This window comes from Candidatus Acidulodesulfobacterium ferriphilum, from assembly GCA_004195035.1.
Taxonomy (GTDB): Bacteria; SZUA-79; SZUA-79; order Acidulodesulfobacterales; family Acidulodesulfobacteraceae; genus Acidulodesulfobacterium; species Acidulodesulfobacterium ferriphilum.
This window is the reverse complement of the sequence record SGBD01000002.1, coordinates 57633-74056: the sequence shown is the minus strand read 5'-3', so window position 1 is coordinate 74056 and position 16424 is coordinate 57633. Positions and strand designations below refer to the sequence as shown.

Below are 16424 nucleotides of genomic sequence, written 5' to 3'. Positions count from 1 at the left end.
ACTGGCCTTAATAGGATTTGACTTTTGATATCCGTTATACTATTATTATACTATATAATAGTATTTGTTATTAACATAAATATATATTTATATACATATATATTTATATATTAACATAATTTGTATTTGGGTGCGTTTCGGCTGTTAAAAGCTGATTATAACAATTAAATTCGTAGGAGGTATTTATGAGAAAAATTATTTTTTTATGTCTTATTTTTATCCTGTCTTCCGCGGGTGTTTCTTATGCAGGAAGTATTAATCGGGCAATGGCGAAAAAAGCTTATAATGCGTTAAATCCGCACCATCTTGGCATCAACATTGCGGGAAAAGGTATGAACCCTGCCATGGGCAAGGTCGGGGTACCGCAGATACTTGCCGCAGCCCTTTACAGAGAATATATAGTCGAGCATAACCCGAAACATTATTTTCTTATGGATGTCAGGGAACCCGTCGCGTTTATAAAAATGGGACATATACCCGGCGCGCACAATATTCCCCTGCAGGTGGTTTTTACTCCCAGATATTTAAAAATGCTTCCAAAACATCATACTATAATATCTATTTGCTATGTCGGGCAGTGGGAATCTATGGCGGCGTCTATATTATTATCAATGGGCTATCATGTTAAAATACTAAGATTCGGCATGTCTTCGTGGAATAAACACACCTATACGCTTGTTCATCAGAAAGATGTCAAAAATTATCCGCTCGTCCATTAATATAGTCAACATAGTTAAATAAACACGGAACGCCCGCTGGTAATGCCCTATTCTTCTTTTTGTACGGATAAGGGGAATAGGGCATCTACGCGCTTATAAATCTGTAATAACGAAGGACTGGATTACGGCAGCTTTAGAGTATTACCCCCTGCTGACTTTTATCACGCCCTTAACGCCTTTTATACCGCTGATAATTAAATCTACCTGCGCGTTGTCTTTTACCTCGATGTCGAATAAGTGAACCGCCCTTCCGTCTTTAAGGGTTCTTACCTGGGCTTTTGAAATATTTGCTCCCTTTTCGGATATTAATGTGGCGATATTGGCTAAAATACCTTTTTTGTCTTCCGTAATAATCTTTATTTTAGTCTCGAAAAAACCTAAACCAGATGCGGAAGATTCTAAAGCGGCTTTCCAGCCGACCTTAATAAGCCTGTTTTCATCAACGCCTATAATGTTTTTGCAATCGGATTTGTGGACTATAACGCCTCTTCCTCGTGAAATAAACCCGATAATATCGTCTCCAGGTATAGGACGGCAGCAGCCTGCAAGCTTGTATAGCAAATCGCCGCCAAACGGTGAAATAACCGCCTCGCCTCTTGATCTAATGTGGCTCCTTGCCCCCGGTTTTATCTTTTTTAGGATCCTGTTTATTACATTTTCTGTTGTTTTGGTTATTAAAGACAGGCTGCCTGTTTTTTTAAAATCTGGTATCGCGGTTAAAAAGATATAAGAGGGCAAATATTTGCCGTAGCCTACGCCTGCATAAAGGTCTTCCTCATCCTTAATAGACAGCTTTTGAAGAGCGAGATTTACCATTTCTTTAAAATCTATCTTTCTATCGCCAATCTTTTTAAATTCCCTTTCTAAAATTTCTTTCCCCGCTATAATGCTTTCATCCCTTTCGGTCTGCCTTATATAGCTCCTTATTTTTGACAATGCCTTGGAAGATTTGGCATATTTCAGCCAATCCTTTGAAGGATGGTGGTCTTCTTTTGTGATTATTTCCACTATGTCGCCATTAGATAATTTATGCCTTAACGGAACTATTACGCCGTTAACTATGGCTCCCATTGCTTTATCGCCAATCTCGGTGTGAATGTAATATGCAAAATCTATCGGGGTAGAATCCTTTGGCAAAGCGATAACTTTGCCTTTAGGGGTAAAAACATAAACCTCTTCCTGAAAAAGGTCTATCCTTACGCTGTCTAAAAATTCGCGGGGATCTTTGAGCTCTTTCTGATATTCGACAAGCTGCCTTAGCCAGTTGAACTGATTTAAATCGCTCTTTTCAAACGACATATTCTCTTTATATTTCCAGTGCGCCGCAATACCAAATTCATCGATAAAATGCATCTGTTTCGTTCTTATTTGAATCTCGACCCTCATTCCTTCGGGACCGATTACCGTTGAGTGAAGCGAACGGTACAAATTTGCTTTCGGCATTGCAATATAATCTTTAATTCTGCCCGATACAGGTTTCCAGATAGAATGGACTAAACCCAGAGTTTCATAACATTCCGTTTCGGTATTCACTATGATTCTTAAAGCCAATAAATCGTATATATCCTCGAAGCTGACATGCTGTTCTATCATCTTTCTATAAATACTGTAAAAATGCTTCGGTCTTCCATAAATTTCAGCCTTTAGGTTATGTTTTTCTAAGTTTTCTTTTAATATGCCGATAACCCTTTCGATATAGTTTTCTCTCTCCGCCTTCTTTTTATTTATTTTAAAGGATAAATCCTTATAAGCTTCAGGGTTTAAATATTTAAACGATAAATCCTCAAGCTCGCTTTTTATAAAAAATATACCTAATCTATTGGCAAGGGGGGCATAAATATCGAGGGTTTCTTGCGCTATCTTTATCTGTTTTTCTTTTGTCAAAAAATCAAGGGTTCTTAAATTGTGCAGCCTGTCGGCCAATTTTATTATTATAACTCTGATATCTTTGGCCATAGACACAATCATTTTTCTGATATTTTCCGCTTCAAGCTCTTCCGAACTTTGAAAAGATAGCTTTCCTAACTTTGTCAGTCCATCGACTATAAAAGCAACCTCTTCCCCAAATTCATTTTTTATATCGTCTAAGGTTGCAAGGGTATCTTCAACCGTATCGTGAAGCAAGGCGGCGACAATAGAGGCGCAATCCATCCTTAAGCCTGCCACAATGGCTGCTACCTCGATAGGATGCGTCAGATAAGGTTCTCCAGATTCCCTTTTTTGCCCCTGATGAACCAGTTTTGAAAAATTATAAGCCTTTTTAAAAAGCTTAAACTTTTCATCATGTATATCATCTATATTGACATCCGAAATGTTATTGATATTATTTCTAAATGCTTCTATTACGAGGTTTAGCGAGCTAAAATCGCTGGAGGGATTAACGATAACAAGTTGGTCATATGAATTCATAGTATTATATAATTTGGCGCTATAAGCGAAAGTAAATTAATCGGCCGATTTAACTTTGACATGGCCATTGGCAATTTCTCGCAAAGCCACGACTATAGGTTTATTTTTACTCACTACTTTCGGCGGCGCGCCTTCAAGAAGCTGTCTTGCCCTTTTAGCGGCTATTACAACAAGCGCAAACCTATTTTCGACATTTACTAAACAATCTTCAATCGTAACTCTTGCCATTTAATTTATCTCCTTAAATTATTTATTTTAAAATTAGTAAAATCAATTTTTTATATTTTATATTTTTTTATATTCCTGCATCTCGCGGCAATTATAATGGATTTTAATTTCAAATATGCTTTATCTAAAACATCATTTGTTATTATATAATCGTAAATATTGCTTTTTTTAAGTTCGATATAAGAGACCTCATACCGTTTTTTTAACTCTTCGCCGCTCATTCCACCCCTTTTTTTTAATCTATCTATTAAATCATTATGCGTGGGCGGCGTTATAAATATTGTAACCAGCCTGCCGGAATCTTCCCTATCCTTAAAATATTTTATAAGTTTCTCAACACCTTGAACGTCTATTTCTAAAAGAATATCGTTTAAATGACCGCCATTATTGCAGGAAATGGATTTATATGCCGTTCCATACCTTTTACCGAAGACATTCGCCCACTCTATAAATTCGCCATTTGCTACCATTTTATCGAATTCTTCATCGTTAATAAAATGATAACTCACATCGTCTATTTCACCGGTTCTCTTCTGCCTTGTAGTAAAGGAAATGCTCGGCTTTATATCTGCAAATTCCTTTGTGAGCATATTGCAAAGGGTAGTTTTTCCTGTGCCTGACGGCGCCGAAACGGCAATAATCAACCCCTTTGGATAGCCGTCTAATGATACATCGATATCTGATAAATTATTGCCCTTATTATTTATCATCAAAACTTTCGACAAGTTTATCGTTAATTTTTATATAATTTATAAATTAGCTATCCTTTGTTTCCAATCTTGAAGTAATAGTTGCCGTATTTAAAGCGGAAAGAATAATATGGCCCGAATCCATAACTATAACCGATCGTGTCTTCCTGCCTTCTGTCGCATCTATTAAATGATTTCCGTCCTTTGCGGTTTCCCTGAGCCTTTTCATTGGAGACGAGCTTGGAGAAACAACCGCAATAACCCTGCTTTGTATCACGATATTTCCAAAACCTATGTTGATTAATTTTTGCATCCGTATTTAATTAGTATTAAAGCGGTTTTTCCCTAAATTATAATGGCAAATGTAGATTTATTATTATATTATACAATTATCCGGCATATAGTTCAACCGAAATATAAGGTCCGGAACGGGATTTGGTAAGGTTTAGAAATACACGGATGCTCATACCCCGCCTTTACCGCCCCGGCACTTCCGACAAAACCTTCATCAATTCTTCCACGCCGACCGCATAAGTCCCCAACTGCGAAACGGCAATACTCGCGGCGGCATTCGCAATGTAGCAAGCTTCAAAAATGCCGGCACCGACGCTTTTGGCAACGGTAAGAGTAGAAATAACGGTATCTCCGGCGCCGGTTACATCATAGACATCTTTTGCACGGGCTTTTAAATGCTCGGATTTATTATCCTGATAAAAAAGCGACATACCTGATTCCCCCCTTGTAATGAGCAAATAATCGGACTTTACCTTCTTAAATATCATTTTGCTTGCTTTGATAAGAGTTTTTTCATCTTTTATTTTAATTCCAGACCCGCCGAAAGCTTCGTTAATATTAGGCGTTAAAATCGAGATATTCTTATAAAATTTAAAATTTTCGACCTTTGGATCAAGGGATATAAATTTACCTTTTTCCCTCAAAAAATTCACAACCGTCGAAAAAAACTTTTTTTCTATTAATCCCTTGCCGTAATCGGAGATTATAACGGCATCAATATCGTCCGCTATTTTTTTAATATTGGAAATAAGCGTTTTATAAACGCCATCGCTAAATTTTCCGTTATTTTCCTTATCGAATCTGACCACTTGTTGATTGTGCGCAATCACCCTTGTCTTTATGATTGTTTGAAAATTATCGAGCGTCAATATGCCTTCCGAATTTACCGTCTCTTTGTCAACCATCCGTTTTAAAATATTGCCGTTATAATCATTTCCGACAACTCCCGCCACATAAACCTTAGCTCCTAATTTGGACACATTGTTTACGACATTGGCGGCTCCCCCGGGCATCAATTTTTCGGATTTGACCTGCACCACAGGAACAGGGGCTTCGGGAGATATTCTGTCAACCGTACCGTAAACAAAATGGTCAACCATAATATCCCCTATAACAAGTATCCTTGCTTTATGGAATCTTTTAACAATGTTTAACAAATTTTCGTTCATAACCCAAATTAAGACAGCTTGTCAAGTAAAATAGTTTTAAATAAATCTTCGGTTTTGTCCGCCATAATATCCGTATTAAACTTTTCCTCTACGGTTTTTCTGGCTTCTTTGCCCATTTTTTCCATAATGGTTTTGTTATTATACACAAAAACCAATTTTTGATAAATACCTTCTGTATCCCCCTTTTTTACTATAAACCCGTTTTTCCCGTCTTCCACAACCTCCGGCATTCCGCCTGCATCCGAAACTATTACGACCTTTTCCATCGACATCGACTCGATAAGAGAAAGCGGCAGCCCTTCTTTTAATGAAGGAAACACGACGACATCCAGTTCATTTATAAAAGAAATTAAATTATCCCCCACAAATCCTAAAAAATAAACCGAATTACCGATTCCTAAATTATCAGCTTTTTTTATTAATTCGTCTTTTAAAAATCCATTTCCTGCAATAAAAAATTTTGAATCCGGAATTTTATTTAATGTAAGGCGCGCCGCTTCTAAAAATAAATCCACCCCTTTTTCATAGGACAACCTGGCAATAATGCCTGCATTAAATCCTGCCTTATCTTTAAAGGCTATATCTAATCCTCTTTTATGCAGTCCTTCCGCATTTGGATTAAATCTACCCGTGTCTATACCGTTATATATCACATGAAGTATTTTTTCGTTTACGCCCTGCGATAAGAGGTTTTCTTTAACGGCGTTTGATACGCATATTATACTGCCTGTATATTTATACTGAGATTTTTTATTAAGCCCGTGAGCCGTTGCCACGGACCTGATTCCCAAAATCTTCGAGACAGCGGCGCCAATCACATTTGCCTTAGAAAGATGGGTATGAATTATCTCGATATTATTTTTTTTTGAAAAATATAAAACCTTAAGAATTGCAAGAGGGCTGTACTTAAAACTGATGTTCATCAGCTTAAACGGCAACCCGCTTTTGCTTAAAAATTCCGCAACGGATAAATCGGGATTTTTCCTGTTTTGAGGATTAGAAGATAAAATATATACCTCATGCCCTTTTTCTTTAAGTTTTTTGGAAAGGTTCACTAAATAATTTTCCGCGCCTCCTATATTTGAAGGAGTTATAAATTCCAGAATTCTCATTTTTTATTTTATTTTTATTCTAATTTTCCCTGCTTTACTTTATTTTATTATTTATTCCTAAAAAAGCCTTTACCTTTTTAATTGCGTTAGAAGTTTCATTTATCGTATCTTTAACGATTCTATATATTATCATGCGAAAAAACTGCTTTACACCCTTTTTTTCTTTCATAAATACTTTAAAATCGTCAACATCCCAGTCCTGCAGGAAGGCCAGTTCTCTGAAAGGGGCGGGATGAAATTCCAAATTATTCCTGTCAACTCTTTCAAGCCAGCTAAAATCGGAATAAATATACTTATCGACGCGCGGGTCATAATTGGAAACCCAGTGTTTTAAAATATTTATTATTTTATGGTTATAAAGCCTTTCCATTTCTTTATCCTTTTTATACATGCCGACTGGATTTTTTGCCCTGCCGTAATGATACATCGTTGCATTAAGCGGTGCGGCGTTTTTATTTTCCAAATTGATTTTTAAACCGTTGATATCTTTAAACCCCATTGCGTCGCCCCAAGAAAATACCGTACCGTCGTTTCTTATAATGCGGACCTCTTTATCATAAAAAAACCTTTTTTCGGTCTTCTTTGCATATGAAAAATAACCGCCGAAGAAATGTATATAATCAAATACAAACCCCTTTATCTCCTTATTATTTAAATTGTCTTCCAGTACTCCGATTATTTTTTCATAATCCTTTTCGTGTAAGCCTTCGTCGCACTGGACATATAAACCGTAATCTCCCGTGATATTTTTTATCGCTATATTGGTCTTTTCCGATAAAATAGACCCGCTTTTTTTTGCAACATTCCAACCCTCGTCTATAAGCCTGATTTTCGGATTTTTACTTCTTAACTTTTCCAGCTCATCCTTTGTGCTATCCGAACCTTCGCAGACGACAACCACAAATTCGTCGCACAATGGAAGAGCCGATTTAATAGACTCTATAAACGGATATTCCATTAAAACCCCGTTTCTGATAAAAGTAAATCCCGAAATTTTCATTTTAACAGCCTTTTTGCCCCTTCTATTAAATCGTCTAATACTATAAACCCCATGCAATCCGGAAAATAGTTTTTATTAAAACTTTTCTTTGGACAATCCTTGTAAAAGCAGTGATAACATTCCGCTTTTTTGTCTATTATATAGCTGTTCCCCGAAACAGGACCGCAGACGGCAGGGTCGGTAGAGCCGAAAAGGGCTATAAGATTGGTTTTTATGGCTGAGGCTAAGTGCATAGTCCCGTTGTCAACGCTTACGACAAGGCAAGAAAGCTTGATTAATCCGCCAAGCATGTAAATATCGGTTAAACCTGTTATGTCGGCGCTAAGATGCTTATTGGCGATTTTATTTAGTATTTTTTGGGACAGTTCCCTATCTCTTTGAGAGCCTGTTATAATTATACGGTACCCTTTTCCATTTAAATAATCCGCAAAAAGAGATAAAGTTTCAGGGTTTGCCTCTTTCGACTTCCTTGTAGAACCAGGGGAAAACAAAACTACTTTATCATTTTCATCATAACCCGTAAATGAATTTTTTAAAATATTTCTTGCATTTTTGATATCTTCTTCATAAACCTCGTAAGCACAATTTCTATCCTGATATTTTTGTTTTATATAAAACGGTTCGATAAATTTAAGCGACTTATCTATGTTATGTAAACTTTCGCCGAATTCAATTTTATCATGAAAAAAAAAATTATTTAATGCTTTATTTTGACCGATTTGTTTTTTTGAAAGTAAAAATCCAATAACGGCAAACTTAAAGGATGTTAAAAAATTAATGCAGGCATAAAATTTTTCTTTGCCTAATTCTTCTAATTCTATATTTCTTAATTTTAGAAATAAATTTGACACGCCGAATATGCCCCGCATCCCCTTTACTTTTTCCATCTCGACCACTTTCCATACATCGGGATTTCTTTTTAGAACAGGGGACGCGCTCTTGGACACTACGACAATAATTTTGCTCTCCGGAAATTTAGACTTCAAGGCTCTGATAGCCGGGGTCAACATTAATGTATCGCCGATGTAATTATGACCGAATATCAAAAAATTTCTATTATTATTGTATTTTTTATTATTCATATTTATAAATAAAAATATTTTTTATTTTTGGAAAAAACTCGTTTTTTAAGAATAAATTTAATTTAAATATCGGATAAATAATCTTAGTTTTATAAATATAAATCTTATAGTTTGCCCTTTTTACCGCAAGAAAGCGCCTTTTATAATCTTCAGACCCTTTTAAAAAATCGAACTCTTTGCAGTTTAATGAAACAGCCTCTCTTATATTATAATATGTGAGCACTATCCCTGGCTGTAAAAAAGAATATTCAGGATCGAAGCCAGGTAAATAAACCTGCCTTTTATCTTTAATGTCGAAACAGGCGGAAGCGGCTATTAATCTGTCATTATACTTTAAAAAAGACAGGTTAAGAATTCCACTATTGTATAAAGCGGTAAAGAGGCTCTTAAAAAATGTGTTTATTTTATTATTATGAAAAACCCCCCGTTTACCCTTCTTATTCCATCTTTTTTGGTGTAATTTAAAAAATTCCTCAAGATAATAATCAATATTATTGCCATCGCTATTTTTAATACTTATGGAAATATATTGAACGCCTTTTTTTTCTGCCGTCTTAACCCTTTTTAGTATATTATACCTTTGCTTTGAATTAAACCCCTCAAGATATTTTTCTACGGTATGAGGCAGAAGGGCATAATAGCAATCCCCGCTGGACTTACTCGTTAAATGAAGTTTATCTTTTCCATATTTTAATATTTTACCGCTTTGTTCCTCGGAAACCTGTTTTAAATATATTATATCTGCTCTAAACCCATTTTTTTCTTTTTTATTTATTTCTTTATATCCCCTGCGCTTCAGATTTAAATAAGAATTAATTTCATCCAGCATATTGAAGATAGTACCTGTATTATCGGCCGCTATTTCCAGATAATCGGAATAGTCATCGCTTATAAACCTTAAACATTTAAAAACAAGGAAAAAAACATCGATATAAAACGGCGCAATAGATTTTATCGTACCTTCGTTATCATCATACTCCGCTATAATGAAAAGCTCCCTGCCCTTTTTCCCCTTTAAAAAATATTTAATCCACGAAGCTATCCAATCATGGGATAAAAACACATTGGAGCCCGAATTGTTGTCGGTAAACCTATCCCAATCGGCTTTGATTGCATTAAATTCTTCTTCCGTCCTTATAATTTTAAACATTAATTATAATAAATTTATCTACGCCTGGGTTAATAATTAAGTGTATTGCTTTTGCGCTTTTATATCTTTGCTTATTTCATTAAAAACCTTATCGGGAGTAATTCTTTTCATGCATAAAACGCATCCCTGCAAATTTTTGTTTTCAATCTTATTAAGGGGGCACTCCTTTTTAAAACAAGGGATACAGTAAAGGTTATCCCTTAAAATTACATTATTCTTTCCAACTGGACCTGTAAGATTTGGATCGGTTGAACCAAACAGCGCAATTGTTTTGGGGCCGGGGGTACTTGAGGCTATATGCATTAAACCGCTATCGGGGGTTATAAAATAATCCATTTTCCCAAGAAGCTCCTTTGCCTGTTTTAGCGAGGTTTTAGAAATAGCACTTTTGATTTTATCGCTGTCAACCTCTTTTAGAATCTCCTGCGCAAAATATTCATCGCCTTTTCCGCCGAAAATCACGATGTTTGCATTAAGGGAAAAGATAAGCCTTTTAGAGAGTTCTATAAAGTATTTAATCGGCCACCTTTTCGTTTTCCATGCCCCTGTCGGATTTATTCCCACGAATATATTATCAGAGTTTCCAAAATTCTTTTTTAAAAAATCATCGGCAAACTTTTTATCCTCATCGCTCGTGATAAGCGTAAGGCTTACATCCTGTATTTTTTTTCCGCCACAGTTTTCGGCCAGAAACTGATAAAAATTGACGGCATGCTCAAGCGGCCTCCCTTTTCTAATTATCTTTTTATTGTTCAAAAAACCTAAATTGGCATATTCTTCCACATATCTTATTTTAGCCCCGCTTAAAAAGGCAAAAACGGATGTTCTGTCCACTCCCTGCAAATCGATGGACAAATCATAACGGCGGCTTCTCAATCTTTTAATTAAAGATAAATAGTCCGGGATTTTGAAATTTTTTTTATCTATAACGATAACTTCGTCCACATTAGGATTTAGCAAAGCGATGTCCTTAGATTTGTCCTCTATAAGCCAGGTAATAAAGCTGTCCTGATAACCCTTCCTTATCGATTCTATTGCGGGAGTCGCAAGAAGGCAGTCACCTATGGAACTTAATTTTATAATTAAAATATTCTCTACTTTTTTATTATCTGTCATTTGCCGGCACACCTGTCCCGTTAATAAAGCAGCTTCACTTTAAATATCTTTCTTTTAAATTTAAAAAAATCGGTATTATGTCTTATTGCAATTCTTTTTAATGCAAAAAAATCCGCCCTTTTTTTTACGATGCCTGTTTTTGTTATACAAGCGCCGAAAAAACCCGCCTTTTTAACAAGCGCCGCAACTTCTTCGTTAAAATCTCCGTACGGATAAGCAAAAAAATTTATATCAATATCCAATAAATTCTCAAGGTCTTTTTTGGACGCGGCAATTTCATTAAAAGCTTTATCCGGCGAAATTTTGGTAAGGTGCGGGTGTGTTTTAGTATGGGCGCCTATCTCGATGCCGTAATTTATCATCTCTTTAAGTTCATCTGCAGCCAGCATTTCATCTCTGTTTTCGCCGTTTTTTATGTCCCAATCGTTAAGCCCGCCTATAAGCCCTGAAACCATAAAAACCACACCCTTTACGCCGTTCGCGGCCATCACTTTAAGACCGTTCGAATAAACCGATTTAGAACCGTCGTCGAAGGTTATAGCCGCATATTTACCCTTTCCGTTTATTAAATTCTGCAAACCCTTGGTTGAACTTGGCTTATTAAGTAAATCTGTATTGCCAAAATAATAATCATATACGGCTTTTAATTCCGACAGAGTTAAAAAGGTATAGCCGGAATTTTTTAAATATTTTATCTGCCTGTCAAAATCCTCTTCGGCAACATAAAGACCTGGGAATTTTGCATTTTGCGGATATTTCCCTATTTTATGGTATAAAAGGATTATAAATTTTGGATTTTGTATCATGTATTATTATTATTTTATATTATTCTTTAAAATTTTTAAACAAATGAATTGTATATTCGGCTAAAACATTATAATATATTTATCATGTATAAAAAATAATAAATTTAACAAATGCGGATTAATTAAGCAAGGAGTTTACTTAAATCTAAATGTCCGAAAATACCCCAGATACCGATTATAAAACTGCCAAAACCTCCGTCTCCGTCATTCTTCCCGCTTACAACGAGGAAAGAAGAATTAAACAAACGATTTCCGGGCTCAGGTCATATTTAAAATCAAAAAAATACATATACGAGATAATAGCGGTTGATGACGGAAGCACGGATAGAACCGTCAATGTATTAAAAGATATGCTCGCATCCGATTTACGGATTATCACCATTACGAAGTCGGGAAAAGGGACGGCTGTCAAAGAAGGCATCCTGTCTGCCAATTATGAATATGTATTTTTTATGGATGCGGATTTATCGACAGATGTGAGTGAAATTACCAAATTTATTAATATTTTTAAAAAAGAGAAGGATCTGGATGTTATAATAGGTTCCCGTTATTTACCTGACGGTTCGGTCATAATCCAGCCGCCCTTCAGGAATTTTGTCGGAAAAACATTTAGTTTTGTAAAGTCAAAACTCTTAGGTATTAATTTTTACGATTCGCAATGCGGATTTAAAGCTTTTAGATTGGAGACGGCTAAAAAGATATTTTCAAAATCGGCGATAAAGGGGTTTTCGTTCGATGTAGAAATACTTTATATCGCTTTGCTGAATAATATTAAAGTAAAAGAGGTGAGCGTCGAATGGAAACATAAGCCTGGGGGGCATGTCAATATAATCGCTGATTCCGTACCGATGCTTATAGAACTGTTTCAAATTTTTCTTAACAAAAATAATTACTATTTTTAAACCGAATTTGGCTCCCGCAGGTTTTCTTAAAATGATGAAAAATGAAACGGCTATCCTATCTATTATAGATATGTCAGCCACTTTTCATACTTCTTGTCTCCGCCTTTGACTATGTTAAAAAACTTTCCCTGAAGTCCGAGAGCAATTCTGCCCGCCTTTCCTATACCTATCTTTCGATCATCTATTTCCCTAACGGGGGTAACTTCGGCTGCGGTACCGGTTAAAAAAACCTCGTCCGCAATATAAAGCTCGTCTCTCGTAACCCTTTCTTCTTTAACCTTTAAACCCATTTCGTTTTCCATAACCTCTATAACGCTGCTTCTTGTGATACCTGGAAGAACGGATGATAACGGCGGAGTTTTTATATAACCGCCCGAATAAACAAAGATATTTTCGCCGCTTGCCTCGCAAACAAAGCCGGAGGTATCGAGCATAATTGCCTCATCGTAACCGGCGCTCACAACCTCTTTTTTTGCAAGTATAGAATTAATGTACTGCCCCGTCGATTTTGACATTCCCATAAATGTGTTGACATGGAACCTTGCGTAAGACGATACCTTTGCTCTAATTCCGGTTTTAAGGGCTTCCTCCCCCAGATACGCCCCCCAGTACCATGCGGATATCGCCACCCTTGTATCGTAATTCTTTATAAAAATTCCTAATCCGTCCCTATCGCCGATAAAAACGATAGGCCTTATATAACATTCTTTGAATTTATTTAATTTGACTACTTTCATTATTGCGCTTTTAATCTCTTTTTTTTCGTATGGAATAGGTATTTGAAGTATATGGCAGGAATTATAAATTCTGTCGATATGTTCATCGAGCCTGAAAATCGCCGGCTTGCCTGATTTTGTTTCATAACACCTGATGCCCTCGAAAGCCCCCAAGCCGTAATGTAAAGAGTGGCTGTTCACCGAAACTTTTGCGTCTTCATAACCTACAAACTCTCCATCCATCCAAAATTTAGACCCTGCAAAAGGGCTGATTTTTTCTTTACCTTTACTCATTTTTTTTCTCTCTTTTTTAAAATTTTCAAATTTTAATGATTAACTAAATCAAAATAAAAAAGTGTTTTACTTTATATAAGTTATACGATAATATCATTTACCGAAGGCTTCCGCAATAGATTTTTTATACGGGGGATATAAAACTCCCTTTTCAGTTATTATTGCTTTAACATATTTATTCGGCGTTATATCGAATGCGTAATTCAAAGCCTTAACGCCGTTTGGGGCAATTCTTGTCCCGAACACATTAACAACTTCATCTATGCCCCTTTCTTCTATGGGAATTTCATCGCCGGATTCTAGCGTTAAATCTATAGTAGAAAGAGGGGCGGCGACATAGAACGGAATATTATTTTCATGCGCCAGAACCGCAACCTGATATGTCCCGATTTTATTGGCAACATCGCCGTTCGAGGCAATTCTATCCGCGCCGACTATGACGGCATTTATCTTTCCTTTTCTCATTAATAATCCTGCGGAATTATCCGCAATCAATGTTACGGGAATATTATCCTCCATAAGCTCCCAGGCCGTAAGCCTTGCGCCCTGAAGAAACGGCCTTGTTTCGTCGGAAATTACCGATATTTTTTTATTGTTTTCAACGGCTGCCCTTATAACTCCCAGCGCCGTCCCGTAACCTGCGGTTGCCAATGCGCCGGCATTGCAGTGGGTCAGCACCGTATAGCCGTCTTTTAAAAGCTCCGCTCCGTAATGTCCCATATTTTTGTTTATTTCTATATCCTCATCGTATATCTTTAATGACTCTGCTTTTATGTCTTGTACTATGGAGGTTACGGTTTTGCCTTTGTCTTTTATAACGAGCGATTTTATCCTTTCTATCGCCCATCCTAAATTAACCGCCGTAGGCCTTGCCGAAAACATAAAATCGCAAATCTTAAAGAACTTGTCTTTAAATGCTTCATATCGGGTTGCGGATTCCGATAAAGATTTGGCCGCCAAGTATAAGCCAAAAGCTGCTGCCACACCGATAGCCGGCGCCCCCCTGACAATCATACCTTTTATGGCATCATACACATCTCCGTAGTTTTTCAACTCGACATAGGAAATCTCCAAAGGAAGTTTTCTCTGGTCAATCATCTCTACGACATCGTCGTTTCTAAGCCTTAAAGTATAAAAAGCCATCTAATCCGTCCCCCTTTTTATTATTAATACTTTTTTTAACCGTTCTTTTTCTCTTCTATCCGCTTCTTCAATATTTCGTTCACTTTCTTCGGATTAGCCTTGCCTTTTGTTTTTTTCATCGCTTCTCCGACAAAAAAACCAAATAGCTTGTCTTTCCCGCCGATTAAATCTTCCAATTCTTTTTGATTTTCTTCGAATACCTGTTTTATTATATCCTCTATGCCCTTTTCGTCCGAAACCTGAACTAAATTTTTTTCTTTTATAATATCGGCCGCTTTTTTACCCGTCAAGAGCATCTCGTCCAATACCATCTTTCCTGTATTTTTATTTATATTTCCAGATTCAACTTCGAGTATAAGCTCAAGAAAATCTTCGCTTTTAACCGGAATCATGCCCCCCCGCGAATTTAACTTAAATGCTAAATTATCTGCAGAGAGGTCTAACCTCACCGTTTTTAATTCGAACAGCAGGTCGTTTATAACCCAGTTGGCGATTTTTTTAATCTCCACCCTGCCTTTGCTCGCCTTTATTAAGTCTTCAAAATAATATGCGATTTCCCTGTCCTGAGTTAATACTTCGGCATCGTATTCGGTTAAATTATATTCTTTGATATATCGGTCTCTTTTTGCCCGCGGCAGTTCCGTAATCGAATTTTTAATCTCCGCTATAAATTCTTCGTCTAAAATTAACGGCGGTAAATCAGGCTCTTCGAAATACCTGTAATCGTGTGCTTCTTCTTTGCCGCGCATAGACCTTGTAACATTTTCCTTCGAGTCATAAAGCCTTGTTTCTTGAATTACATTTCCTCCGCTTAAAATAACATCGATCTGCCTGCCTATTTCATAATCTATCGCCTTTTCCACAAACTTAAACGAATTGACGTTTTTAACTTCGGCTCTGGTTCCCAGTTTAGCGTCGCCTTTTTTTCTGACCGAAACATTCGCGTCGCATCTAAAACTGCCTTCCTCCATATTGCCGTCGGAAACACCGAGGTAAACAAGTATATCCCTTAACTCCTTTAAGTAACTAACGGCCTCCTTAGCCGAACTTATATCTGGTTCCGAGACTATTTCTACAAGCGGCGTTCCTGCCCTGTTTAAATCGACATAAGATTCATTCCCGATATGAATCAGCTTTCCTGCATCCTCTTCGATATGCAGCCTGTTTATCCTGATTCTTTTTTCCACCGTCCCGTCCGTTTTGATGGTTAAATAGCCGTTTGACGATACGGGGTCTAAATACTGGGATATTTGATACCCCTTTGGTAAATCGGGATAAAAATAGTTCTTTCTTGCAAAAAGGCTTTTTTTATTTATGCCGATATTTAAAGCCAGAGCCGCCTTTACGGCAAGCCTGACACTCTCAAGGTTGATTACCGGAAGGGCGCCCGGAAGCCCGAGGCAAACAGGACATACCATAGAATTAGGTTCTTTTCCAAAAATATTCTGGCAGGAGCAAAACATCTTGGTTTTCGTAAGAAGCTGGGAATGAACCTCAAGCCCGATTACCGCTTCAAAAGAATGCAGGGCATCCTGCAAATCATTGTAATTATTGTTACTCATATTTTTACCTCGATAAGCATAAATCATACCGTA

General features: G+C 36.7%; 16 protein-coding genes. 2 read left to right on the top strand and 14 right to left on the bottom strand.

Annotation, left to right across the window (positions count from 1 at the left end):
- The first annotated feature begins 185 nt into the window (after window positions 1-185).
- Entirely contained in the window at window positions 186-719 is a 534-nt protein-coding gene (locus EVJ47_04755) for a rhodanese-like domain-containing protein (protein ID RZD14482.1), read from the top strand.
- Window positions 720-860: 141 nt separating this feature from the next.
- On the opposite strand, the gene EVJ47_04750 is transcribed toward EVJ47_04755, so the two are convergent.
- From EVJ47_04750 to EVJ47_04700, 11 genes are all read right to left on the bottom strand, one after another.
- A complete protein-coding gene (locus EVJ47_04750) occupies window positions 861-3128 on the bottom strand; it encodes a bifunctional (p)ppGpp synthetase/guanosine-3',5'-bis(diphosphate) 3'-pyrophosphohydrolase (protein ID RZD14481.1) in 2268 nt (755 codons plus the stop codon).
- Window positions 3129-3164: 36 nt separating this feature from the next.
- Complete coding sequence (locus EVJ47_04745; protein ID RZD14480.1) at window positions 3165-3356, bottom strand: DNA-directed RNA polymerase subunit omega; 192 nt, start codon at window positions 3354-3356, stop codon at window positions 3165-3167.
- A gap of 50 nt (window positions 3357-3406) precedes the next feature.
- Complete coding sequence (locus EVJ47_04740) at window positions 3407-4066, bottom strand: guanylate kinase (GenBank protein ID RZD14479.1); 660 nt, start codon at window positions 4064-4066, stop codon at window positions 3407-3409.
- A gap of 46 nt (window positions 4067-4112) precedes the next feature.
- Window positions 4113-4358: a DUF370 domain-containing protein gene (locus tag EVJ47_04735; GenBank protein ID RZD14478.1), complete on the bottom strand. Its 246-nt coding sequence runs from the start codon at window positions 4356-4358 to the stop codon at window positions 4113-4115.
- A 163-nt stretch (window positions 4359-4521) separates the two neighbouring features.
- Window positions 4522-5508, bottom strand: a complete 987-nt coding sequence (gene rfaE1 / locus EVJ47_04730) for a D-glycero-beta-D-manno-heptose-7-phosphate kinase (GenBank protein ID RZD14477.1) — start codon at window positions 5506-5508, stop codon at window positions 4522-4524.
- 8 nt (window positions 5509-5516) lie between these two features.
- Window positions 5517-6620 carry a glycosyltransferase family 1 protein gene (locus tag EVJ47_04725; protein RZD14476.1) on the bottom strand — a complete coding sequence of 368 codons (1104 nt, stop codon included), beginning with the start codon at window positions 6618-6620 and terminating at the stop codon, window positions 5517-5519.
- 34 nt (window positions 6621-6654) lie between these two features.
- On the bottom strand, window positions 6655-7620 hold the full coding sequence (locus EVJ47_04720) for a glycosyltransferase (GenBank protein ID RZD14475.1): 966 nt from the start codon (window positions 7618-7620) through the stop codon (window positions 6655-6657).
- Window positions 7617-8702: a glycosyltransferase family 9 protein gene (locus EVJ47_04715; GenBank protein RZD14474.1), complete on the bottom strand. Its 1086-nt coding sequence runs from the start codon at window positions 8700-8702 to the stop codon at window positions 7617-7619. The genes EVJ47_04720 and EVJ47_04715 overlap by 4 nt, the downstream gene beginning before the upstream one ends.
- A complete protein-coding gene (locus EVJ47_04710) occupies window positions 8695-9852 on the bottom strand; it encodes a GNAT family N-acetyltransferase (protein RZD14473.1) in 1158 nt (385 codons plus the stop codon). Before EVJ47_04710 ends, EVJ47_04715 begins: the two co-directional genes overlap by 8 nt.
- Before the next feature lie 36 nt (window positions 9853-9888).
- Window positions 9889-10968 carry a glycosyltransferase family 9 protein gene (locus EVJ47_04705; GenBank protein ID RZD14472.1) on the bottom strand — a complete coding sequence of 360 codons (1080 nt, stop codon included), beginning with the start codon at window positions 10966-10968 and terminating at the stop codon, window positions 9889-9891.
- 20 nt (window positions 10969-10988) lie between these two features.
- The gene (locus EVJ47_04700) at window positions 10989-11774 is read right to left on the bottom strand and encodes a polysaccharide deacetylase family protein (GenBank protein ID RZD14471.1); all 786 of its coding nucleotides are present in this window, start codon (window positions 11772-11774) and stop codon (window positions 10989-10991) included.
- A 149-nt stretch (window positions 11775-11923) separates the two neighbouring features.
- On the opposite strand from EVJ47_04700, the gene EVJ47_04695 reads away from it, so the two are divergent.
- Window positions 11924-12676 (top strand): glycosyltransferase family 2 protein, encoded by a 753-nt coding sequence (locus EVJ47_04695; protein ID RZD14470.1) that lies wholly within the window; start codon window positions 11924-11926, stop codon window positions 12674-12676.
- 62 nt (window positions 12677-12738) lie between these two features.
- On the opposite strand, the gene EVJ47_04690 is transcribed toward EVJ47_04695, so the two are convergent.
- The 3 genes from EVJ47_04690 to gatB all read right to left on the bottom strand — a co-directional run bounded on the left by EVJ47_04690 (window position 12739) and on the right by gatB (window position 16391).
- A complete protein-coding gene (locus tag EVJ47_04690) occupies window positions 12739-13686 on the bottom strand; it encodes a branched-chain amino acid transaminase (GenBank protein ID RZD14469.1) in 948 nt (315 codons plus the stop codon).
- Window positions 13687-13779: 93 nt separating this feature from the next.
- A complete protein-coding gene (gene mtnA, locus EVJ47_04685; GenBank protein ID RZD14468.1) occupies window positions 13780-14829 on the bottom strand; it encodes an S-methyl-5-thioribose-1-phosphate isomerase in 1050 nt (349 codons plus the stop codon).
- Window positions 14830-14864: 35 nt separating this feature from the next.
- Window positions 14865-16391: an Asp-tRNA(Asn)/Glu-tRNA(Gln) amidotransferase subunit GatB gene (gene gatB, locus EVJ47_04680; protein RZD14467.1), complete on the bottom strand. Its 1527-nt coding sequence runs from the start codon at window positions 16389-16391 to the stop codon at window positions 14865-14867.
- Window positions 16392-16424: the final 33 nt, after the last annotated feature.

What these genes read in the sequence shown, in the direction of transcription:
- EVJ47_04755 (RZD14482.1), top strand. Translation starts at nt 186, where the DNA reads ATGAGAAAAATTATTTTTTTATGTCTTATTTTTATCCTGTCTTCCGCG.
- EVJ47_04750 (RZD14481.1), bottom strand. Translation starts at nt 3,128, where the DNA reads ATGAATTCATATGACCAACTTGTTATCGTTAATCCCTCCAGCGATTTT.
- EVJ47_04745 (RZD14480.1), bottom strand. Translation starts at nt 3,356, where the DNA reads ATGGCAAGAGTTACGATTGAAGATTGTTTAGTAAATGTCGAAAATAGG.
- EVJ47_04740 (RZD14479.1), bottom strand. Translation starts at nt 4,066, where the DNA reads ATGATAAATAATAAGGGCAATAATTTATCAGATATCGATGTATCATTA.
- EVJ47_04735 (RZD14478.1), bottom strand. Translation starts at nt 4,358, where the DNA reads ATGCAAAAATTAATCAACATAGGTTTTGGAAATATCGTGATACAAAGC.
- rfaE1 (RZD14477.1), bottom strand. Translation starts at nt 5,508, where the DNA reads ATGAACGAAAATTTGTTAAACATTGTTAAAAGATTCCATAAAGCAAGG.
- EVJ47_04725 (RZD14476.1), bottom strand. Translation starts at nt 6,620, where the DNA reads ATGAGAATTCTGGAATTTATAACTCCTTCAAATATAGGAGGCGCGGAA.
- EVJ47_04720 (RZD14475.1), bottom strand. Translation starts at nt 7,620, where the DNA reads ATGAAAATTTCGGGATTTACTTTTATCAGAAACGGGGTTTTAATGGAA.
- EVJ47_04715 (RZD14474.1), bottom strand. Translation starts at nt 8,702, where the DNA reads ATGAATAATAAAAAATACAATAATAATAGAAATTTTTTGATATTCGGT.
- EVJ47_04710 (RZD14473.1), bottom strand. Translation starts at nt 9,852, where the DNA reads ATGTTTAAAATTATAAGGACGGAAGAAGAATTTAATGCAATCAAAGCC.
- EVJ47_04705 (RZD14472.1), bottom strand. Translation starts at nt 10,968, where the DNA reads ATGACAGATAATAAAAAAGTAGAGAATATTTTAATTATAAAATTAAGT.
- EVJ47_04700 (RZD14471.1), bottom strand. Translation starts at nt 11,774, where the DNA reads ATGATACAAAATCCAAAATTTATAATCCTTTTATACCATAAAATAGGG.
- EVJ47_04695 (RZD14470.1), top strand. Translation starts at nt 11,924, where the DNA reads ATGTCCGAAAATACCCCAGATACCGATTATAAAACTGCCAAAACCTCC.
- EVJ47_04690 (RZD14469.1), bottom strand. Translation starts at nt 13,686, where the DNA reads ATGAGTAAAGGTAAAGAAAAAATCAGCCCTTTTGCAGGGTCTAAATTT.
- mtnA (RZD14468.1), bottom strand. Translation starts at nt 14,829, where the DNA reads ATGGCTTTTTATACTTTAAGGCTTAGAAACGACGATGTCGTAGAGATG.
- gatB (RZD14467.1), bottom strand. Translation starts at nt 16,391, where the DNA reads ATGAGTAACAATAATTACAATGATTTGCAGGATGCCCTGCATTCTTTT.